General features: G+C 77.5%; 15 protein-coding genes. 8 read left to right on the top strand and 7 right to left on the bottom strand.

The genetic code is table 11. From position 1 onward, the window contains the following. Positions 1 to 60 precede the first annotated feature (60 nt). Positions 61 to 1,956 (bottom strand): HNH endonuclease signature motif containing protein, encoded by a 1,896-nt coding sequence (locus TEK04_RS01280; RefSeq protein ID WP_336402587.1) that lies wholly within the window; start codon positions 1,954 to 1,956, stop codon positions 61 to 63. A 186-nt stretch (positions 1,957 to 2,142) separates the two neighbouring features. Between TEK04_RS01280 and TEK04_RS01275 the strand changes: the two genes are divergently transcribed. From TEK04_RS01275 to TEK04_RS01255, 5 genes are all read left to right on the top strand, one after another. Beyond that, complete coding sequence (locus tag TEK04_RS01275) at positions 2,143 to 2,361, top strand: hypothetical protein (protein WP_336402483.1); 219 nt, start codon at positions 2,143 to 2,145, stop codon at positions 2,359 to 2,361. Positions 2,362 to 2,380: 19 nt separating this feature from the next. Beyond that, positions 2,381 to 3,691: a class I adenylate-forming enzyme family protein gene (locus tag TEK04_RS01270; protein WP_336402482.1), complete on the top strand. Its 1,311-nt coding sequence runs from the start codon at positions 2,381 to 2,383 to the stop codon at positions 3,689 to 3,691. Continuing rightward, positions 3,688 to 5,277, top strand: a complete 1,590-nt coding sequence (locus TEK04_RS01265) for a GMC family oxidoreductase (RefSeq protein ID WP_336402481.1) — start codon at positions 3,688 to 3,690, stop codon at positions 5,275 to 5,277. Before TEK04_RS01270 ends, TEK04_RS01265 begins: the two co-directional genes overlap by 4 nt. Before the next feature lie 83 nt (positions 5,278 to 5,360). After that, positions 5,361 to 6,305, top strand: a complete 945-nt coding sequence (locus TEK04_RS01260) for a MinD/ParA family ATP-binding protein (RefSeq protein WP_336402480.1) — start codon at positions 5,361 to 5,363, stop codon at positions 6,303 to 6,305. Then, positions 6,302 to 6,979: a GNAT family N-acetyltransferase gene (locus tag TEK04_RS01255; RefSeq protein ID WP_336402479.1), complete on the top strand. Its 678-nt coding sequence runs from the start codon at positions 6,302 to 6,304 to the stop codon at positions 6,977 to 6,979. Before TEK04_RS01260 ends, TEK04_RS01255 begins: the two co-directional genes overlap by 4 nt. 3 nt (positions 6,980 to 6,982) lie before the next feature. On the opposite strand, the gene TEK04_RS01250 is transcribed toward TEK04_RS01255, so the two are convergent. Beyond that, positions 6,983 to 8,656: a right-handed parallel beta-helix repeat-containing protein gene (locus TEK04_RS01250; protein ID WP_336402478.1), complete on the bottom strand. Its 1,674-nt coding sequence runs from the start codon at positions 8,654 to 8,656 to the stop codon at positions 6,983 to 6,985. A gap of 68 nt (positions 8,657 to 8,724) precedes the next feature. On the opposite strand from TEK04_RS01250, the gene TEK04_RS01245 reads away from it, so the two are divergent. Together TEK04_RS01245 and TEK04_RS01240 are read left to right on the top strand one after the other, a co-directional pair. Beyond that, a complete protein-coding gene (locus TEK04_RS01245; RefSeq protein ID WP_336402477.1) occupies positions 8,725 to 9,624 on the top strand; it encodes an SseB family protein in 900 nt (299 codons plus the stop codon). Continuing rightward, positions 9,621 to 10,010: a hypothetical protein gene (locus tag TEK04_RS01240; protein WP_336402476.1), complete on the top strand. Its 390-nt coding sequence runs from the start codon at positions 9,621 to 9,623 to the stop codon at positions 10,008 to 10,010. The genes TEK04_RS01245 and TEK04_RS01240 overlap by 4 nt, the downstream gene beginning before the upstream one ends. A 6-nt stretch (positions 10,011 to 10,016) precedes the next feature. Here the strand turns inward: TEK04_RS01240 and TEK04_RS01235 are convergent, their stop codons facing one another. The 5 genes from TEK04_RS01235 to eccCa all read right to left on the bottom strand — a co-directional run bounded on the left by TEK04_RS01235 (position 10,017) and on the right by eccCa (position 19,140). Beyond that, positions 10,017 to 10,715, bottom strand: a complete 699-nt coding sequence (locus tag TEK04_RS01235; RefSeq protein ID WP_336402475.1) for a hypothetical protein — start codon at positions 10,713 to 10,715, stop codon at positions 10,017 to 10,019. After that, positions 10,712 to 12,403 carry a hypothetical protein gene (locus TEK04_RS01230; protein ID WP_336402474.1) on the bottom strand — a complete coding sequence of 564 codons (1,692 nt, stop codon included), beginning with the start codon at positions 12,401 to 12,403 and terminating at the stop codon, positions 10,712 to 10,714. Before TEK04_RS01230 ends, TEK04_RS01235 begins: the two co-directional genes overlap by 4 nt. Continuing rightward, complete coding sequence (locus TEK04_RS01225; RefSeq protein WP_336402473.1) at positions 12,400 to 14,364, bottom strand: hypothetical protein; 1,965 nt, start codon at positions 14,362 to 14,364, stop codon at positions 12,400 to 12,402. The genes TEK04_RS01230 and TEK04_RS01225 overlap by 4 nt, the downstream gene beginning before the upstream one ends. A 5-nt stretch (positions 14,365 to 14,369) precedes the next feature. Next, a complete protein-coding gene (locus TEK04_RS01220; protein WP_336402472.1) occupies positions 14,370 to 15,071 on the bottom strand; it encodes a hypothetical protein in 702 nt (233 codons plus the stop codon). Between the two features lie 97 nt (positions 15,072 to 15,168). Further along, positions 15,169 to 19,140 carry a type VII secretion protein EccCa gene (gene eccCa / locus TEK04_RS01215; protein WP_336402471.1) on the bottom strand — a complete coding sequence of 1,324 codons (3,972 nt, stop codon included), beginning with the start codon at positions 19,138 to 19,140 and terminating at the stop codon, positions 15,169 to 15,171. 149 nt (positions 19,141 to 19,289) lie between these two features. On the opposite strand from eccCa, the gene eccD reads away from it, so the two are divergent. Further along, on the top strand, positions 19,290 to 20,678 hold the full coding sequence (gene eccD / locus TEK04_RS01210; RefSeq protein WP_336402470.1) for a type VII secretion integral membrane protein EccD: 1,389 nt from the start codon (positions 19,290 to 19,292) through the stop codon (positions 20,676 to 20,678). The last annotated feature ends 10 nt before the right edge of the window (positions 20,679 to 20,688 follow it).

The raw sequence follows: 20,688 nt of genomic DNA, 5'->3' as shown, positions 1-20,688 counted from the left end.
CACCGGGCCAGCTGGTCCGCAGCAGCTCGAGGGCACGCAGGTGGCGCGAGCGGGTGGGCGTCAGAACGGCGGCGGGTCCTGGTCGTCGTCCGGTGCGTCGGTGGTGGGCCAGAGGGGGAGGCCTGCGGCGGCGCGGGCGAGGGCGGCGTCGAGGTCGGCGTCGATCTGTGCGGCGAGGCGGGCGCGTTCGGCGGCAGCTGCTCGTCGGGTGGCGCGTTCGGCTGGGGTGGGGGTGCGGTAGCGCTTCGGGATGGGGCCGAGCAGCTCGATGACGTGGTCGACCTCGGTGCCGACGTGTGCTTCGGCCAGGGTGGTTGGTCGGGTGGTGCGGGTTGGGCCACCGGGTGGGGTGACGTGGAGGGTGCCGTCGGGGTCCATGGCGAAGTGCCAGCCTTCGGCGTGGGTCTTGAGGCGGTGGTGGTGGCGGCACAGGCAGACCAGGTTGGTGATGCAGGTGGGTCCGCCGTGGTGGGGGTCGTGGTGGTCGTAGGGGATGACGTGGTCGAGGTCGGCGTACTCGGCGGGGCGGTGGCAGCCGGGGAAGCGGCAGTGCTGGTCGCGGGCCTTGATGAAGCGGATCTGGGCGGGGGTGGGGGTGTAGCGGTCGATGGCGGGTGGTGGGCCCAGGCCGGTGCCGCGGCGGAGGGCGGCGCGGGCTTCGGTGAGGGTGGTGAGGGCGCGCAGTCGGCCGGTGGCGTCGACGATCTGGAACCAGACGTTGCCCGTGAGCTGGCCGCCGCCCGTGCGGCCGGGGGTTCCGGTGCGGAGGAGGGCGTCGACGCGGGCGAGGAGGTCGGCGACGGCGACGGGGGACACCGGTAGCCCACCGATGGCGCCCACGCCCGACCCGCAGACCCTGAGGTCGTCGGGGTCGTCGGGGTCGTCGGGGTCGCGTGTGCCCGGGTCTTCGCTGCTGGCCGCGGTCGGCGTCGGTGCGGTGCCGAGGGGGCCTTCGTGGTCGAGGTCGGCGAGGTCGGCGCGCAGGTTGAGGTTCCAGCGGGCGGCGGCGACGTCGTCGGGGAGGGCCTGCCAGGGGCGGGTGATGAGCTGGTGGTGGGCGTGGGTGCGCAGGACGCCGATGGGGCGGCGGTCGCCGTTGCGTTTCATGGTGGCGGCCATGGCGTCGATGACGGTCTGCATCTGGGCGGCGTGGTCGGCGTCGAGGTGGTCGCTGCGGAAGGTGGCCAGGCCGTCGCCGGTGCCCACCGTGGTGGTGTTCTGCTTGGCTCGGCGGCGTTCGGCGCGGCGCTCGGCTTCGGCGGGGTCGGCGGCGATGAGCACGCCGGCGACGCGGTCGGCCAGAGGTGTGGGGCCGATGCCCTCAGCGATCCAGGCCAGGCCTTGGTGGGCGGCGTGGTCGACGACGTCGTCGGGCAGGGCGCCGCCGGCGGAGTGCTTGCGGTGGGCGAGGGTGTCGACCAGCACGGTGGCGCGGCGGACGTCGATGCGGCCTTCGGCCAGGGCGGCCCAGACCTGGGGGAGCTGGTCGACCAGGGCGCGTTGCTTGCCCACCAGGGTGGCTGCCGAGCTGGTGGCGATGCCCAGCACGACGGCGACTTCGTCGGCGACCCAGTCATCGGCGGCCCTGTCATCGGCGGGCCTGTCGTCGGCATGGTCGGCGGCGCCGGGGAGTGCGGTGGTGCCGGGTTGGAGGGCGGCCAGGCGGGTGATGGCGGCGGCCTGCAGGGCGTGCAGTTCGGCCTGGGCCTCGGCGACGTCGCGCAGCACGGCGTGGATGCCGGCGCGGTCGGCGTGGTCGACCAGCAGCTCGGAGAGCCGGGTCGGGCGGTGGATCGCCTCGTCGGGGTAGCCAGCGGCGACCTGGGCCAGGCGTTCTGCTTCCAGGACGGCGGCGCGGGCGGCGGCGGAGGCGTAGACCTCGACCTGGCCGATGCCCAGGGTGAGGCCGAACCGGCTGCCGACCACCATGCCCACCACCGTGCCGTCCACCGTCATCACCCCCTCCACGCTACTCGAACACCTGTACGAACAATACCGCGCCGAGACGACGCGAGCAAGAGGTATCCGCAGCTCAGCGGCGTGTCCACAGGCTCGCGGAGGGCGCGGCGAAGAGTGTCGGTGGGTGGGTGCACCATGGCGCGCGGAGCGGGCTGCGGGTGGGCCCACGTGCCACACTCGGGCATGGTGTTCTGGGTCTGCGTCGCCGGCGTCCTCCTCGCGCTGCTCGCGGTGAGCTGGTGGATGGACCGCGCGGTCCGGCGCCGCGGGTCGGCGGTGACCCACTCGGCCGACATCTGGTTCCAGGCCCGCGAGAGCCGGCGGGACGCCGAGATCCTGGGCAACCCGCTGAACCAGGACGTGTCGTGGAGCAGCTGGAGCCGGCGCAGCAATCGTCGGTAGGGCGTGCCACGCTGCCGGGGTGAGCGTGCACAGCGAGGTGCCGGTCGTCCGGGCCGCCGACAGCGAAGCCGACCAGCGGCGCGTGGCCGGGGCCCTGGCCGCCCGCGGCATCGGTCGGGGGGAGCGGGTCGTGGTGTCGGCCGCGGCGTCGCCGGCGCTGCTGGCCGCCGTCCTCGGGGCGCTGCGCAGCGGCGTCGTCCCCGTCGTGCTCGACCCCGCGCTGCCGGCCGCCGAGCGGGCCGAGCTCGTCGCCGACGCCGATCCCGCGCTCGACCTGGGGGACGACCCGGCCCAGCTGCTGGGTGAGGCGATGGCCGAGCTGACGCCGTTCCCGCTGGCCCGGCCGATGCACTACACGTCGGGCACCACCGGGCGCCGCAAGGGCGTGTGGTCCGGTGTCCTCGCCGACGACGACGCGCGGGCGCTGGCCGGCGAGGAGATCGAGCTCTGGGGGTTCGGGCCGGCCGACCGGCACCTCGTCCTCTCCCCGCTGCACCACTCCGCGCCGCTGCGGTTCGCCACCCACACGCTGCTGGCCGGGGGAGAGGTGCTGCTGCCCGGTCCGTTCGACGCCGCCCGGGCCGCCCGGGTCATCACCGAGCTGCGCCCGACCACGACGTTCTGCGTGCCCACCCACCTGCAACGACTGCTGCGCGAGGACGTCGACTGGTCCAGCTTCCGCGTGCTGGCCCACGCCGGCGCCCCCTGCCCCGAGCCCACCAAGCGCGCTGTGGTCGCCGCGCTGCCGGCGGGCGCCGTCCACGAGTTCTACGGCTCGACCGAGGCGCAGTTCACCGTCTGCACCACCGACGACTGGCTGGCCCACCCCGGCAGCGTGGGTCGCGCCCGCCCGGGCCGCACCCTCACCACCGACGGGCGAGGGCAGCTGTGGTGCGCGGTGCCGCCGTGGGCCCGGTTCGAGTACTGGCGCGCGCCCGACAAGACGGCGCAGGCGTGGGACGGCGACCGCGTGACCGTCGGCGACCTCGGTCGGGTCGACGCCGACGGCACCGTCTGGCTCGACGGGCGCCGCGAGGACCTGGTGATCTCCGGCGGGGTCAACGTCTACCCGGCCGAGGTGGAGGCCGCCCTCGACGCCCACCCCGGCGTCGTCGAGTCCGCCGTCTTCGGTGTCCCCGACGACGAGTGGGGCCAGCGCGTGGTCGCCGCCTACGTGGGGACGGCGACCCCCGACGACCTGGCCGCCTGGGCGCGCGAGCACCTCTCCCCGGCCAAGCGGCCCAAGTCCGCCCACCCCCTCGACGAGCTGCCGCGCACGTCCACCGGCAAGGTCCGCCGGCTCGACCTGCCGGGTGTCCTGGGCCTGTGAGCAGCTACGACGTCCTCGTCGTCGGCGCGGGGTCGGCCGGGTGCGCGCTGGCCGCGCGGCTGGTCGACGCCGGCCGCACCGTGCTGCTGCTGGAGGCCGGCGCCGACCACCGCCGTCCCGAGGACTTCCCGGCCACCCTCCGCGACGCCGCCACCATGGGCGCCGCCGTGCCGGGGCACCCGGCGAACTGGGACCTCACCGGTGAGCTGGTCGACGGCCTGCGCTGGCCGGTGCCCCGGGGACGGGTGGTCGGCGGCTCCAGCGCGCTCAACGGCACCTACTGGATCCGCGCCACCCGCGCCGACTGCGAGCGCTGGGTCGCCGCCGGCAACCCGGTCTGGGCGTGGGAGCCGATGCGGGCGGCGTTCGAGCGCAGCGAGGCCGACCCCCTGCACGGCACCACCGGCCCGGTGCCGGTGACCCGCACGACCGACCCGCACCCGATCACCGACGCGTTCACCGCGGCCTGCCTGCAGCTGGGCTTCCCGGCCGAACCGGACAAGAACGCCGACGGCCCGCCCGGCGTGGGCCCGGTGCCGGTCAACGTGCGCGACGGCGTGCGGGTCAACACCGCGATGGCCTACCTCTCCCCCCGCCGCGACCGGCCGGGGCTCACCGTCCGCGGCGACAGCCCCGTCGTCCGGGTGCTGGTGGAGCGCGGCCGCGCCGTCGGCGTGCGCTGCGCCGACGGGACCGAGCACCGGGCCGGCGAGGTGGTGCTGTCGGCCGGTGCCGTCGGCTCCCCGCACCTGCTCATGCTCAGCGGCATCGGCCCGGCCGACCGGCTGCGGGCGGCCGGGGTCGAGGTCGTCGTCGACGTCCCGGGCGTGGGTGCCGGCACCACCGACCACCCCGACCTCTACGTCACCTACGCCCCGGCCCGCCGCACCCCGATGCCGCGCGGCATGCTCCCGCTGACCACCGCGCTCAACACGGCCGACCACCTCGAGGTCATGCCGTGGCTCAAGCCGTTCAGCAAGGTGATGCTCTCGCGGGCCGAGGGCCATGCGCTGTCGGGCCTCACCGAGGTGCTGCGCCGCCCGCTGGCCACCGTGCGCGCCCTGCGCGGCACCTCCCTGCGCCGGGCGTGGCAGCAGGCACGCACCCGGGACGACCTCTACCTCGGCGTCGCCCTCCAGTCGCAGGAGAGCCGCGGCCGCATCGACCTCGTCAGCGCCGACCCGTCGGTGCAGCCCCGCATCCGGTACGGCTACCTGGCCACCCCCGACGACCGCCGGCGCATGCGGCAGGCCGTGCGGCTGGCCGCCGACCTGCTGGGCACCCCCGCCATGGCGCCGCTGGTGGCCGCCCGCACCGACCTGCCCGACGACGTCCTCGCCGACGACACCGCCCTCGACGCCTGGACCCGGGCGCACCTGGCGACCGCCATCCACCTCTCCGGCAGCGCCCGCAGCGGACCCGACGACGACCCCGGTGCCGTGGTCGACCAGCGGCTGCGGGTGCGCGGCGTCGAGGGGCTGCGCGTGGCCGACACCTCGGTGCTGCCGACGGTGCCCACCCGCGGCCCGGCCGCGACCGCCGTGGCCATCGGTGAACGGGCCGCCGAGCTGCTCCTCGGGGCCTGACCCGGACGGGTGCGTCGGCGCCCCGGGGCCGCCCGGCGGCGACGTATCTTGTGCGGCATGAGGTCCGAGGAGCTGCTGGCACCGTGAGCTCGCCGTACCCCCCGCTCCCGTACTCCGGCCAGCACTCCGCACCGCACCTCGACCCCGGGGTGGCCGGGCTCGACGCCGCCCGCCCGGCCCCCCGCCGACGGCTGTTCGGCCGCGGGCTGGCCGAGGGCGAGCCGACGCCGTCGGCCGCCGACCTCGCCGCCTGGTCGAGCTACCTGGGCACCCCCGTCCCCTCACCCCGCCGCATCGGGGTCATCGCGCTGAAGGGCGGGGTCGGCAAGACCACCCTGTCGGTGCTGCTGGCCAGCACGGTCGCCCGGCACCGCCAGGACCCGGTGCTGCTGTTCGACACCGACACCACCTTCGGGTCGCTGGCGCTGCGCACCGGCGTCCCGCTGCAGGCCTCGGTGCACGAGCTCGCCGCCGCCGGTGACCCCGGCCGGTTCGAGGTGCTCGCGGGGGCGTTGGCGCGCTCCGCCGACGGCGCCTGGGTGCTGCCCAGCGGGCGCGACCCCGAGCAGAGCGCCGCGCTCACCGAGGAGGTGTACGTGCAGGCGATGAACGCGGTCTTCCGGCACTTCGCCGTCATGGTGACCGACTGCGGCGCGGGCCTGGCCACCCCGCTCATGCGTCGCGTCGTCAGCGGCTGCCACAGCCTCGTGCTGGCCACCTCGCCCAGCGTCGACGGCGTGCTCGCCGCGCACAACGTGCTCCGCTGGCTGCGCACCAGCGGCTACGAGGCCCTGGCCGACCGCAGCGTCGTCGCGGTCACCAACGTGCCCGCGGCGGGCGCCGCGATCGACGTGGCCGAGGTCCGCAACCGCTTCGCCGGCCAGGCCGGGGACTTCCTGACCGTGCCCGCCGACCGGCACCTGGCCACCGGCAGCCAGTTGCGGCTGGAGCTGCTGGAGCCCCGCACCCGGGCGGCCGCCGTCCGGCTGGCCGCCTCGGCCCTGGGTGCCGCCCTCGCCACCCCATGAAGGACCTCGTCCTGGACGACCCGGTCGGGGCGTCGCTGACCGGGGCGCACGCCGCGCTCGCGCGCCGGCGGGGACGCATGGCCACCTACCCCGACGACGTCGCGGTGTTCTCCGCCGTCCCCGCCGACCCGACCCCGCAGGACTGGGCCGACCTGGCGCAGCTGCTGGGCCCGGGCACCGTGGCCGAGCTGTTCATCGCCGCCGCCGCGCCCCCGCCGACCTGGGCCCGGTTGTTCGAGCTCGAGGGCCGGCAGCTGGTCGCCCCGCCGGCCGGGGGCGACCCCGACCCGCGCGTGGTCGAGCTGGGTCCGGCCGACGCCGCCGAGATGCTGGACCTGGCCACCCGCACCCGCCCGGGGCCGTTCTTCGCCCGCACCGGGGAGCTGGGCACCTTCGTCGGGGTGCGGCGGGGCGGCCGGCTGGTCGCGATGGCCGGGCAGCGGCTGCGCCCGCCCGGCTGGACCGAGATCAGCGCCGTCTGCACCGCCGACGAGGCGCGGGGGCAGGGGTTGGCCGGGGTGCTGGTGCACGACCTGGTGCGGCGCACCGCAGCCCGCGGTGACCAGGCGTTCCTGCACGTGGTCGAGGGCAACACCGCGGCCCGGGCGCTCTACCGGCGGCTCGGGTTCACCGAGCGGCGGACGGTGGTGTTCCGCGGTTACCGCGTGCCGTGACGGTCACTCGGCGACGGCGACCCGCACGTCGTCGACGGTGAGGGTCTGCAGCTCCTCGAGGGTGGGCTGGCGGCCGGCCAGGCGCAGCCGCTGCGACTGCACCTTGCGCAGCTTCTCGAACAGCTTGCGGGCCTCGCGGGCGTTGCCGAAGTCGGCACCGCGCGGCACGGTCTCGAAGTGCAGCCGCAGCATGGCCCCGGCCTGCGGCCCCAGCAGGTAGTCACCGGTGGTGATCATGCGGGTGATGATGAGCGCGAGCTCCTCGGGCCCGTAGTTCTCGAACTCCACCGTCTTGACGAAGCGCGAGGCGAGCCCCGGGTTGGCGTCGAGGAACTGCACCATCTCCGCGGTGTAGCCGGCGGCGATCACGGCCAACGTGTCGCGGCGGTCCTCCATGAGCTTGACGATCATGTCGACGGCCTCCTGGCCGAAGTCGTTGCCGCCCCCGCCGGCCTGCCGGGTCAACGTGTAGGCCTCGTCGAGGAACACCACGCCGCCGGCCGCCTCGTCGAACACCGCGGCGGTCTTCTCCGCCGTGTGCCCGATGTACTGGCCGACCAGGTCGCGCCGCGAGACCTCCTTCAGCGGCCCGCCGGGGAGCGCGCCGAGGGCGGCCAGCAGCTGGCCGTAGATGCGGCCCACGGTGGTCTTGCCGGTGCCCGGCGCCCCGGCGAACACCAGGTGGTGGCTCGCGCCGCCGACCGCCAGGCCCGCGGCCCGGCGCCACTCGTTCACCTGGATCTCGTCGATGATGGAGCGCACCTCGGCCTTGACCCCGGCCAGGCCCACCATCGCGTCGAGCTCGGCCAGCAGCTCCTCGACCCGCTCGGGGTCGCCCTTGGCGCTGGGCGAGCTGCCCACGCCCACGGTCGCCGCGGCCGGCGCCTCGGCCACCGACACGTCGGCCCCGTCGGCCACCGACACCCCCGGTGCGGAGGTGTCCTCGGTGCGGCAGGCCTCCACGCGCCCCGACGTGCCGGCGGCGAACTCGACGCCCGGGCCGCCGGTGCGGCGCACCGCGCAGCGCTGCAGCGTCGCCGAGGCGCCCTGGGCGACGACGACGCCGGGTCCGCCGGTGGCCTCGACCTCGCACCCCTCGAGCACCGGGCGCGCCGAGGAGTAGACGTAGACGCCCCGCGCCCCGGCGTCGCGGACGACGCAGTCGCGCAGCACCGGGTCCGCGCCCAGGCGCACCACCACCGCGTCGTCGGCGCTCGCCGACACCGTCACCCGCTCCAGCGTGCCCCCGGAGTCCTCGACCACGAGGCCCTGCTGGGCGCCCGTGATGGTGCAGTCGGCCAGCTCGAGGGTGCTGCGGTCGGTCACCCGGACGCCGGCCCCGTACCCGGCCTCGACCGTGCAGTCGCGCAGCACGAGCCGGCAGTCCTCGCCGTCCACCACGTGCGCCTGCGTGCCGACCAGGGTGAGCCCGCGCACGGTCACGGTGCACCCGCGGACGCGCAGGGTGGGCTCGTAGGACGAGCCGCCGACGCGGACCTCGGCGTCCCCGTCCCCGGCGGTGGTGAGGGTGACGTCACGACCGCGGACGTCGAGCCCCTCGTCGTAGCTGCCCGCGGCGACCACGACCGTGGCGCCCGGTGCGGCGTCGAGCAGTGCCTCGCCGATCGTGGGGTAGGCGCCCGGGCGGCCGGGGTCCACCTGCAGCGTGCCGCTCACGGTCGGGTCAGCTCCTGTCGTCGGCCCTCGTCGACCCTAGTGCGCCGGTCGGCCCTAGGCTCGGGGAGGTGAGCGACCGCCCGGACGACGTGTTCGGGGCAGCGCTGGAGGCCGCGGCCGCCGCCGGGGACACCGCCGGGTGCCTGGCCCTGCTGCGCACCGCCGAGCTGGCGCTGCCCCTCACCGCCGCCGCCCACGCCGGCACCGAGGACCCCGCCTGGCCCACCGCCGACGCCGAGGGCCGCACCTGGGTGCTGGCGTACACGTCGGTGGCCCGCATGCAGCAGCTCACCGGCGGGCAGGCGACCCACTGCCGGGCGGTGTCCTTCGCCGAGCTGGCCGCCGGGTGGCCCGACACCCGGTGGGGGCTGGCCGTCGACCCCGGCGCCGAGCACCCCTTCTTCCTCGAGTCCGGCACGGTGGCCCGGCTGGCCGCCCCCACCCTGGTGCAGGACGCCCAGGCCGAGCCCGACCGGCTGCCGCCCGTGGTGCAGCAGGTGCTCTCGCCCGCCGACGTCGCCGGTCGGCTGGCCGCCGACGAGGGCCGGGTGTCCGGTTACGTGCACCACGCCCGCGACACCGCCCACCTGGGCGCACCGACGGCGGTGGTCGAGGCGGTCGGCCGCGGCCACGAGACCGACGAGCTGCTGTCGGCCACCGGCTCGGTCACGCTGCTGCGCTGGGCCGTCGTGGGCCGCGAGCTCTACCGCACGCCGCTGGGCGGCACCGATCCCGAGCGGCGCGACGCCGTGGCCGGCTGGGTGGTCGAGGAGCCGCCGTTCACCGGCACCGGCTTCGCCGCACCCGACTCCCTGGTGCGCGAGTACCGCGTGCACGGTCTGCTGCTCCCGCACGGGGCGCAGATGTTCGAGCTCGAGCCCGACGGCACCGAGCGGCGCCGGGCCGTGTGGGACGGCCTGCGCGAGACCTGGGTGCTGGTGGTCGAGCCGGGCGGGGACGGGTCGTGAGGACGGCGGGGTACCGCGCCCGGTGGCGCGGCGAGGAGTGGCGGGCCGCCCCCGAGCAGCGCGGCGACGGGCTCTGGGTGTGGCTGGTCGCCGACCGACCGCAGGAGGGCTTCACCGCCCTCACCGACGACGGCCCGTGGGTGCACGAGGTGCCCGCCGCCGAGTGCGCCGCCGTCGTGCTGGTGCGGCAGGTGGGCACCTGGCGGGGCCACGACGTGCTCCTGGTCGACGGGCGCCCGGACGACGTCCTGCTGGAGTTCGCCGGCGGGTCGGTGCTGGAGGCGCGCGCGGCCGGGTTCGAGCGGGTCGCCCGGGGGGTGCACCGGCGGTGGGTGCCGCGCGAGGAGCTCAGGGGTCTGCGCGAGGACCAGCTGCGGGTGGACTGACCGGGGTCAGCCGCGGCGCTCGGCCGCCGCCCCCAGCAGCCAGCGCTCCACCGACGTCGGGCGCACCTGCGCGTGCCGCACCTCGCCGCGGCCGACGAGCGTGACCACGTCGTCGGCCCGGCCACCGAGCACGGCCTCGCCGTCGGCCAGCCCCAGGGCGCGCCCGACGACCGCGGCCTGGGACAGGGGCAGGCCCTGCACCACCACGAGGTCGGCCGAGCCCAGGCCCGCGGTGTTCCACCGCCCAGCCGTCTCGGCCACGGTCACCTGCGCCGACCACGCCCCCACCCGGTGCGCGTCGGCGGCACCGGACTCGCCGTCGACGACCAGCAACCGGGGGACCGGCAGCGTGCCGGCCGGTTGGGTGCCGGCCCGCTCGGTGACCACGAAGGACGACGACCGCGACGTGGCGAGCGACCCGGCGGCCGACCAACCGGCCGGCCGCGACGTCTCGACGACGACCTCGGCGCCCACCGCCAGCGACCGGAGCGCGAGCACCAGCGCCAACCCGACCGGCGCGACCAGGACGACGGCCAGCGGCTCGGGGCGGAACAGGTCCAGGTGCACCGGTTCACCGGCCAGGTCGGGGCCCAGCAGCACACCGCCGCCGCCCGCGGCCACCTCGAGGACGTCCAGGGTGGCCGGGTCGGTGCGGGCCGGCGGGAGGGCGGAGCCCGCGACGGCGGAGCCCGGGACGGCGTTCACCGGAGGAACCCGCCCAGCGCCAGGGTGCTCGCCACCGCGACCCGGTGCTCGCCGTCGGCCCGGCGCAGGCGCGCGCCCAGCGCGGCGGCGGCGCCGCGGACGTCGTCGACCGCCGAGCCCTCCGGCTCCTCGGCGCCGAGCACGAGGCGCACCGTGCCCTCGACGTCGAGCTCGCCGTCGGGGGTGCGCCGCGCCGCCACCGCCACCACGGAGGGGACCGGGCAGGCCTCGCCGAGCGCGGTCACCCAGGAGCGGCCGGCCGGCGCGCCCAGGTCGGGCCAGGTGACCAGGCGCAGCGCCACGTGCCGGCGGCCGCCCGACACCCAGCCCCCCCAGCGCGCACGGCTGCCGCCGGGGCCCCCGCCGGGCAGCTCGACGCGGCCGGCCTCGTCGGCCCGGGCCCCGGCCAGCGCGAGCAGGCCGGCGCGCGCCTCCTCGGGACCGAGCAGGTGGCCGCGCAGGCCGGCCTTGCGGACCTGGCGCTGCACCCGCCGGACGGCGTTGACCAGCGTGGCGCGCAGCTCGAGGGGGTCGGAGCGGTCGGGGGCCCGCTGCACCTGGAGCACGATCCAGCACCGCCGGCGCACCACGGGGCGGCCACCGGTCAGCTCCCGCCACGACACCCCGACCGGGTCGTCGGCGTCGGTGCGGCCGGGGGCGGGCACCGTCTGGACGACGAGCTGCGCGGTCAGCCGGGTGTCGGCGTCGTCCCCGGCGGGCAGCAGCGCGGCCAACGAGGGCAGGCGCACGACCCCGGGGGCGAACCGGCTCTCGGTGGCCGGCATCGCCTCGACCGCGACCGCCACGCCGCCGGGGTGGTCGAGCACGGCAGCCGACACGTCGTCGACGGTCACGGCGTCGACCCACCCCCCGCCGGCCAGGGCGGCGAGGAGGTCGTCGGCGGTCTCGTCGGCGGAGGCGCCCGGCGCCGGGGCGGACGCCCGCCGGGCACCGGCCAGGTGGCGCAGCCGGGTCCCGGCGACCTGCCAGGCCCAGCGGCCGTCGCGGCGGACCACGGCGAGGCCGGCCAGGAGTGCCGCGCCTGCGGCGACCGGGGCGAGCACCCACCACGGCTGCCGGTGCACCAGCGCCACGGCGACGACGGCCACCTCGAGCGCCACCAGCTGCAGCACGTGCACCCCGGCCACCGTCCACGGCCGGCGCGGGGTCGCCGGGCGACCCGGCTGCACCACCGGGGGGCGGACCGGCGGGTCGGCCGCGGCCAGCGCCTCGTCGTCGCGGGCGTCGACGGCCCGGTCGGCGGCGGTGCGGTCGTCCAGGACGGCGGGGCGGGCACGTCCGGTGCCGGTGCCGGCGGCCAGCGCGGTCGCCGTCCAGGCCGCCTCGGCCTGCGCGGCGTCCTGGGTCCCTGCCGAGGCCTGCACCGGGACGGCGGGGGTCGGCGCGCCGTAGGCAGCCGCCGGGCTGAGCGGGGCGCGGCGGGCCGCGGCGGCCGGGGCCGCGGTGGGCGGCCCCGCCGTCGGGGTCGCCGTCGGGGTCGCCGTCGGGATCGGGGCGGGGGCGGGACGGCCGGTGACCACGGCGGCCGGCAGCGGGGCATCCCACGACGGCCGGGCCGCGGCCTCCGGTGGGGTGGCGTCCGGTGGCGGGGCGTCCGGTGGCGTGGCGGGAGCGGTGCCCGGCTGCGCCTCGGCGTCGTCGGTCGGCCGGCCGAGGGGCTGGCTCACCGGCCGCCACCGCCCAGGGCCGGCCCCGCGGTGCGCGGCGCCGACCGGTCCTCGGGTCGCTCGATGACGCCGGAGCCGGCCTGCTCGACGTCGAACAGCTCGGCGTCGCCCACCTGCTCCCGCCGCCGCACCGTCTCCTCCTCCTCGCGCCGGCGGGCCGGGGGCCGGCCGACCGGCGGACCGCCGGTGCCGGACGCGCCGGGCCGGGACGCACCGAGGGGACCTGCACCGGGCGCGGGTCGCCCCTGCAGGCCGTTGCGCACGGCCGCGCGCGCGGCGGCGCTGTTGGTCGAGGACTCCGCGGCGGTGGGCCGGGTGCCGCGCCCGCCGAGCCCGTTCGGCGGGGTGGGCGGGGCCGGGGGGCCGCCGGCCGCGGGACCGGGACGGCCCGCGGTGACGCGCGAGCCGCCGAGCGCGCGGGGGACGGCCGGGCCGGCGGGGCCGCCGGGACCCGGTGGCCCACCGGGTCGCCCAGGTGCGCCGGGAGCGCCCGGCCCGGGCGGGGTCGAGCGGGGTGCCGTGCGCCCGGCCAACGGGTCACCGGGTCGCGCGGGCGACCCGGGCGCACCGGGCCGGCCCGACGCGGGGGCGCCCGGACCCGTCGGGTGCCCCGGGGTGCCGGGTGCGCCCGGGCGACCTGTGGCCGGGGGAGCTGTGCCCGGAGGAGCTGTGCCCGGAGGAGCTGTGGCCGGGGGAGCCCCGGCGCCGCGGCCGGGCAGCTGGGGAGCGGCCGGGGTGCCGCCGCGGCCGGCGGGAGGAGCGGCGGGTGCGTTGCGGCCCTGCAGGCTGGGCGGCGCACCAGGGGTGCCGGGGCGACCGGTCGCTGGTGCCCCGGGGGCACCCGGCGGGGGCGCGACGGCGCGGCCGCCGAGCCCGGCGGGCATCCCGGGCGGGGGAGCGACGCGGGCGGCGGACGCGGCCGCGGCGGCGCCGACGGTCCCGGTGCCCGGAGGAGCGGCGGGTGCGGTGCGCGTCGACGCCGACGCCGGGGTCACCTGGGTGACCGGCGCGACGGGGGGTGCGGACGGGCGGACGCCGGGAGTTGCCGCGGGCGGGACGACCGGGGCGACGGGCGCCACCGGGGCGACGGGGGCGGTGGGCTGGGTGACCGGCTGCGGGACGGGGGGTGCCACCGGCGGTGGGGCGACCGGCGCCGGGGTCGGGCTGCCGCCGACCTGGCCGGGCGGCGTGCCCGGCGCCGGCGGGGCAGCCGGGGACGGCGCGCCGCCGGGGGCACCCGGGGCGCCGGGGGCACGGGGCGCCGCCCCCGGTGCCGGGGCGGCCGAGGGCATGCCCAGGGCACCGCCCCAGGCCGCGTCGCTGGGCCGGGCGGCGTTCGTCGGGCCGGCGAACCGGGAGCCCTGGCTGAGCGCCGACTGGGCCTCGGCGTAGGCCTGGTCGAGCGGGCGGATGACCTCGGCGAGGGAGCGCGCGGTCCACTCCTGGAGCACCTTCGCGCCCTCGTCCTTGCCCCACCAGTCGTTGGTGACGTCCTCGAAGCCCAGGCCGGGGATCCAGTCGTCCTCCTCCCGCTGCTGGGCGGCCAGCGCAGCTGCGGAGTACTGCTGGAACAGGTCGCGCATGTGCTCCTTGAGCTCCCGCACCTGGTCGGCGAGGACGCCCAGGGCGGTGCCGGTGCGGCTGGCGGCGGAGCTCCACTCGTCGAGGGACCAGGTGGTCTGCCCGACCCGTTCGAAGAAGACGACGGCGGCGTCGGAGTCCCAGTCGGGCTGCAGGGCCTGCCCGGCTGTGCGCAGGTCGGTGGCCCGCTGGTCGAGCGCGGTGGACAGGTTGGTCCAGCTGGTCGCGGCCAGCTGCAGCGCGACCCAGTCCTCCATCTCGACGGCCTGGTAGTGCGCCTTGATGTCCTGCACCGACAGGTCCGTGCCCGCCGGGCAGAACTGCACGGTCGAGTAGGGCTCCCGCGGACCCGCCGCGGAGTACCCGAAGTTCTCCGGCACGCGGGTCAGGCGGTCGTGGGGGACGGGGATGCACCCGGGGCGCCCGGGGCCCCCGGCGCCAGCAGGACGGAGTCGCCGGAGCGGCCCGCGTTCTCGTCCTCGATCTCGTCGGCGCGCTCGTTGACCTCCGCGGCGTGCTCGTCGTTCGTCGCGGGGGTGAACTCCGACTCGCTCGTGCCCAGCTGGTCGTTGAGCTCGTCGATCTCCGACTGGACGGTGGGGCTGGGCGTCGTCCGGTCGTCGTCGCGGGTGGTCTGCCCGGCGGCCACCGACGGCGGGATCCACCCCGCCGACCCCGGCGCGGCCGCGGGGTCGCCGCCGCTCGCGCCGGCCTGCTGGGCCGCGGCCCGGTCGCCCTGCAGCGACGGCTGCCCGGGGCCGGGGGTGAAGGCCGCCTGCACCCCACCCATCTGGTCGCGCTGGGCGGCGTCGCCGTCGCGGTAGTTCTGCGCGACGGTGATCCCGGCGTAGCCCAGGGCGGTGAGGCCGTCGGCGGCGTCGGTCATGAACGAGCCCAGGTTCTGGGCGACGACCTGGTAGCTCTCGCGGAAGCTGGCGGCCATGCCGCCGCCGCTGCGGCCCGGGCCGGCGGCGGTGATGCTGCTGACGTTGTTGCCGAAGTCGTCACCGAGCAGCGTGACCTGCTCGATGGAGGCCATGCCGAAGTCGGAGATGCTGTCGGGCCGGGCGGAGGTGCTGTCGCTCATCGGTTCTCCCGCGGTGCTCGTCCAGATCATCGGTCTCGCGACGGGAAGGGTACCGGCCCGGACCGGTCCGGTGCAGGTCGCGGCCGGTGGGCGGCAGTCAGGCCTCCGGCGGCAGCCAGGCCAGCTGGACCAGCTCGGTGCCCCGCCGGCGGGTCACCAACCAGCCCCGGCCCGGGGGCTGCGGCATGGGCTTGACCGACCCCACCAGCGCGCCCTCGCCCTTGTCGCCGTCCATGACGATGCCGGGGGTGGCCAGCTCGCGCAGCCGCAGCAGCACCGGCTCGAACAGGGCCCGACTCGCCCCGCCGCTGCGCCGGGTGAGCACGACGTGCAGGCCGATGTCGCGGCCCTGGGCGAGGAACTCCAGCAGCGGGGCCAGCGGGTTGGGGTTGGCGGCGGCCACGAGGTCGTAGTCGTCGACGACGAGGTACAGCTCGGGCCCGTCCCACCAGCTGCGGTCGCGCAGCTGGGCGGGCGTGACGTCGGGGCCGGGCAGCCGGCCCTGCATCACCTGGGCCACCTCGGCGACCATGTCGCGGGCCATCGGCGCCGAGGTCGCGTAGCCGATGCTGTGCTCGTCGCCGACCGCACCGAGCAGGCTGCGCCGGAAGTCCAGGGTCAGCACGCGGACGTCGTAGGGCGTCCACTGCTCGGTGACCCGGCGGACGAAGGAGCGCAGGAACGTGCTCTTGCCGCACTCGGCGTCGCCGAACACCACCAGGTGCGGCTCGCTGCGCAGGTCCAGGTGCACCGTCGACAGGTCGGCCTCCGTGATGCCGATGGCGATGCCCTGGTTGGGGTCGGCCAGCAGCTGCCCGTGCTCGACCAGTGAGGGCAGCAGCCGGACGCCGGGGGCCACCGGCCCCTGCCACCGGCTGCGCACCGCGTCGACCAGGCCGGCGACGCCGTCGGCGAGGTCGTCGGTGCGCTGCTCGCCGTCGATGCGCGGCAGCGCCGTGAGCACGTGCAGCTTCTCGGGCGTGATGCCCCGGCCCGGGGTCTCGGCCGGCACGTTCACGGCGGTGCGGCGGTCCAGCAGCGAGTCGCCGGGGTCGCCCAGGCGCAGCTCGAGCCGGGTGCCGAAGAGGTCGCGGATGGCCGGGCGCAGGTCCAGCCACCGCCCGGCACCGACCACCACGTGGATGCCGTAGGACAGGCCGCGGGTGGCCAGGTCGGTGACGGCGGCCTCGATGTCCTCGAAGTCGTTGCGCACGGTGAGCCAGCCGTCGACGACGAGCACGACGTCGCCGTAGGGGTCGTCGGCGACCTGGCCCGAGCGCAGCCGGCGCCGGTAGGTAGCCATGCCGTCGACGCCGAGCCGGGCGAAGGCCAGTTCGCGGCGGGTCAGCAGGCCCTGCAGCTCGGCGACGGTCCGCCGCACCTGGTCGGCGTCGCTGCGGGCCGACACCGTGCCCACGTGCGGGAGCTCGCGCAGGCCGGCCAGGGTGCCGCCGCCGAAGTCGAAGCAGTAGACCTGCACCTCGCGGGGGGTGTGGGTGAGCGCCAGCGAGGCGACGAGGCTGCGCAGCGCCGTGCTCTTGCCCGACTGCGGACCGCCGACGACCGCGACGTGCCCGCCGGCGCCCGAGAGGTCCAGGACCAGCGGGTCGCGCCGCTGGTCGGCCGGCCGGTCGACCACGCCGACCGTGGCCCGCAGGGTGCCCCACAGGTCAGGGGCGTCGACGGTGCAGCCCCGCTCGGGGTGCTCGACGAGCGGGGGGAGGAGCAGGTCCAGCGTGGGGGGCTCGGCCAGCGGCGGCAGCCACACCTGGTGGGCCGGGGTGCCGCGGCCCTCCATGCGGTCGACCAGGACGTCGAGCAGGCTCTCGCCGACGGAGGACTCGGCGGAGGCATCGTCGGCGGCCGGCTCGGGCTCGCCCTCGGCCGGCGCGGCCGGTACGGGCGGGGCCAGGTACTGGGTGTCGTAGGCGTGCACGACCGGACCGCCCGTCGCGCCCACCTCGCGGCGCTCGGTGGGCCGCTTGTGGGTGCCGCTGACGTAGGCGGCGCGGAAGCGCTCGAGCGGGTCGGTGCCGAACTTGAGGAACCCGTGGCCGGGGGCCCGCGGCAGCTCGAAGGCCTCGGGGGAGGCCAGCACGACCCGGCTCTCCATGGCCGAGTTGGTGCGCAGGCCGATGCGGTAGGAGAGGTGGGTGTCCAGCCCGCGCAGCCGCCCCTCCTCGAGGCGCTGGCTGGCCAGCAGCAGGTGCACGCCCAGCGAGCGGCCGACCCGGCCGATCTGCACGAACAGGTCGATGAAGTCGGGCTTGGCGCTGAGCAGCTCGCTGAACTCGTCGCAGATGATCAGCAGCGTGGGCACCGGCGGCAGCGGGACGCCGGAGGTGCGGGCCCGCTCGTAGTCCCGCAGCGAGCTGTAGTTGCCCGCCGAGCGCAGCAGCTCCTGCCGGCGCAGCAGCTCGCCGTTGATGGCGTCGACCATGCGGTCGACCAGCGGCAGCTCGTCGGCCAGGTTGGTGATGACGGCGCTGGTGTGCGGCAGCCGGTCCAGCGTGGTGAAGGTCGCGCCGCCCTTGAAGTCGACCAGCACGAAGTTCAGCGTCTCGCTGTCGTGGGTGACCGCCAGGGCGAGCACCAGCGTGCGCAGCAGCTCGGACTTGCCGGCGCCCGTCGCGCCGACCAGCAGGCCGTGGGGGCCCATGCCGTCCTGCGCGGACTCCTTGAGGTCGAGCTCGACGGGGGCGCCGTCGGGCCCGATGCCGATGGGCACGCGCAGCCGGTCGCGGTTGGGCCGCGGAGCCCACCCGCGGTCGACGTCGTAGGAGAACGGGTCGGCGATGTCGAGCAGGTCGGCCAGCCCGGTGGCGGTGCTCAGCGCGGCGTCCCCGCCCCGGCTGCCGGCCGAGAGCCGGAAGGGCGCGAGCTGGCGGGCCAGGGACTCGGCCAGGGCCGGGGCGAGCTCGTCGGCCCGGCCGATGACGGCGGTGCCGTCGGTCGTGCGGCTGCTGATCGCGCCGTCGGCGTCGATCTCGAGGACCAGGGTGCCCCGGTCCAGCAACCGCGGCGGGGGCGTGGAGAGGTCCAGGACGGAGACGCCCTCCACCCCGCCGTCGGTCATGAGGTGGCTGGAGCCGGCGGCCTCGCCGCCGTCGAGCACGACGACCACGTGCGGCCCACCGACCGGGGCCCCGCTGCCGCTGGGGTCGAACCGCGGCCGGACGGCGAGGAAGTCGTCCAGCAGCGCCTCCAGCGCCGGCACCGTGGGGGTGACCAGCCGCAGCCGGCCCAGGGCGTCGGAGCGCTCGGGGTGCTGGGCGTGCGGCAGCCACTTCGTCCACTCCCACCCGGCGCGCTCCTCGTTGCCGGCGGCGACGGCGACGAGCAGGTCGTCGGGGCTGTGGTGGACGGCGAGCTGGGCGACGACGGCGCGGGCGAGGGAGCGGCGGCGCTCGGCGGGCCCGAGCACGTGCACGCGGCCGAAGCCGTTGACCGCCATGGCGACGGGCAGCTCGGGGACGACGGAGTAGGTGAGCACGAAGCGGCGCAGCGCGCTGGCGCACAGCGGCTCGAGCTCGTCGAGCGGACGGGTCTGCGGCGGCACCACCGGGGTGGCCAGGGCCTGCGGGCCGCGGCCGATGCGCACCACGCCGAAGTCGGCGTGCTCGCGGCGGCGCTCCCACAGGCGGTGGCTGGCCGCGGTCACCCAGAGCTGGTCGGGCTCGGGGTGCCGGTACAGCATCGCCTCGCGCTGGGCCTCGGCGGTGCGGCGCACGCTGCGCCGCTGCAGGCTGAGGTGGCGCATGTAGGCCCGGCGGTCCTCGGCCAGCTGCCGCTTGCTCTGCCCACCCGAGTTCATGAGCCCCATGGCGACCATGCCCAGGGCCGAGACGCCCAGCAGGCCACCGGCCACGTAGCCCAGGGGACCCCCGCGGCCCTGGGAGAACAGGAGCGCCATCGCCCCCGCGCCGGCCAGCATCGGCAGCATCATGAGGACCTGGCCCCAGCGCTTGCCCCCGGTGGGGATCTCCGGCGGCGGGTCGAGCACGACCTCGCCGCTGGGCAGCTCGGGGGCGTCGCGCCGCGGCTGGCGGCGGAGCACCACGGTGCTCATGGGTCCTCCTCGCAGCTGCCGACCGGGCGGTGCCCGCGGGTCCGGGCCGGTCGGCCCTGCGCTGCGGGAGTGATCCGTATCGTATGGCCCGGCCGGGCGACCGGGGTCGCAGGACCGGCTGCCGACCGACGCAGGATGGGTGGTGCCAGGTGACGCGGTCCCTCGGGGGTGGGCTCGCCCGGGTGACGGTGGCCGCGCCACGACGTCGGGTCGACGTCGCCCTGCCCGACTCGGTGCCGGTGGCCGAGCTCCTGCCGGCCCTGCTGCGCAACGCCGGCGAGGGCCTGGCCGACGACGGCCAGCAGCACGGCGGATGGGTGCTGCGCCGGGTCGACGGCCAGCTGGTCGACCCCGCACGGTCGCTGGCCGGGCAGGAGCTGCGCGACGGCGAGGTGCTGCACCTGGTGCCGCGCCAGGACGACTGGCCCGAGCTGGACTACGACGACGTCGTCGACGCCATCGCCGGCGCAGCCCGGGCCACCAGCCCCGACTGGGGCCCGGTCGCCACCCGGCGTGCCGGGGTCGGGGTGGCGTGCGCGGCGCTGCTGCTGGCCCTGGGCCTCACCCTCACCGGTCCCGACGCCACCACCGCCGGCCTGGTCGCGCTCGGGCTGGCGCTCGTGGCCCTGGTGGGCGGTGTGCTGCTGGCCCGGCTGGCCTCCGACGCCGAGGCCGGGACGGCGCCGGCCGTGGTGGCGATGGTCGCGGCGGCCACCGGGGGCGCGGTGGTGGGTCTGGGTGACCAGCCGCTGGGCGACCTGGGCTGGGCGCAGGTGCTCAGCGGCTCGCTCGCGCTGGTCCTGGTGTCGGCCGCCGGGGTGGTCGGCGTGGCCGGTCGCACGCAGTACCCGGTCGGCGGGGTCGTCGTGGGGTTGCTGGGCGCGGTGGGGGCGCTGCTGGCCCGCGCCGGGTCCGTCGACGGGGTCGACGCCGCCGCCGTCGTCGTCGTCCTGGTCGTGCTGCTGACCCCGCTGGCCCCGCTGCTGTCGCTGCGGCTGGGCAAGCTGCCCGTGCCGGCGCTGCCCGCCACGACCGAGGACCTCGTCGCCGACCCCCCGCCGGTCGGGCGGGCACGGGTGCGGGCCCGGGTGCGGCGCACCGACGAGCTGCTCACCGGCATCCTCGGCGGGGGAGCGGCGACGTCGGTGCTGGCCGCGCCGCTGCTGGTCGGGAGCGGTCGCACCTCGGCGCTGTGGCTGGTGGCGCTGGTGGCGGCGGTCTCGACCCTGCGGGCGAGGTTCTTCCCCGCGGCCCGTCACCGCCTGCCGCTGCTGGCCGGCGGCCTGCTGCCGGCGCTGGTGCTCGGCGTCTCGGCCGCGGCGTTGCCCGCCGCGTGGGTGGTCGCCGCCGTCGTCCCGGCCCTGGTGGTGACCGCGGCCGCGGTGCTGGCCGCGGGCCTGGCCTTCCGGCACCGCGCGCCGGGGCCCTACCTGGGACGGGTGGCCGACGTGCTCGACGTCGTCCTGGTGCTGGCGGTCGTGCCGGTGGCCTGCGCCGTGCTGGGCCTGTACGGCTACGTCCGCGGCCTGTACGGCTGACGGGGGCCGC

Origin of the sequence: Klenkia sesuvii (assembly GCF_037083825.1) — a bacterium.
Taxonomy (GTDB): domain Bacteria; phylum Actinomycetota; class Actinomycetes; order Mycobacteriales; family Geodermatophilaceae; genus Klenkia; species Klenkia sesuvii.
Note: the sequence above shows the minus strand (reverse complement) of the source record. Positions and strands in the feature narration are given on the sequence as shown.

What these genes read in the sequence shown, in the direction of transcription:
- TEK04_RS01220 (WP_336402472.1), bottom strand. Translation starts at nt 15,071, where the DNA reads ATGAGCGACAGCACCTCCGCCCGGCCCGACAGCATCTCCGACTTCGGC.
- TEK04_RS01280 (WP_336402587.1), bottom strand. Translation starts at nt 1,956, where the DNA reads ATGACGGTGGACGGCACGGTGGTGGGCATGGTGGTCGGCAGCCGGTTC.
- TEK04_RS01275 (WP_336402483.1), top strand. Translation starts at nt 2,143, where the DNA reads ATGGTGTTCTGGGTCTGCGTCGCCGGCGTCCTCCTCGCGCTGCTCGCG.
- TEK04_RS01255 (WP_336402479.1), top strand. Translation starts at nt 6,302, where the DNA reads ATGAAGGACCTCGTCCTGGACGACCCGGTCGGGGCGTCGCTGACCGGG.
- eccCa (WP_336402471.1), bottom strand. Translation starts at nt 19,140, where the DNA reads ATGAGCACCGTGGTGCTCCGCCGCCAGCCGCGGCGCGACGCCCCCGAG.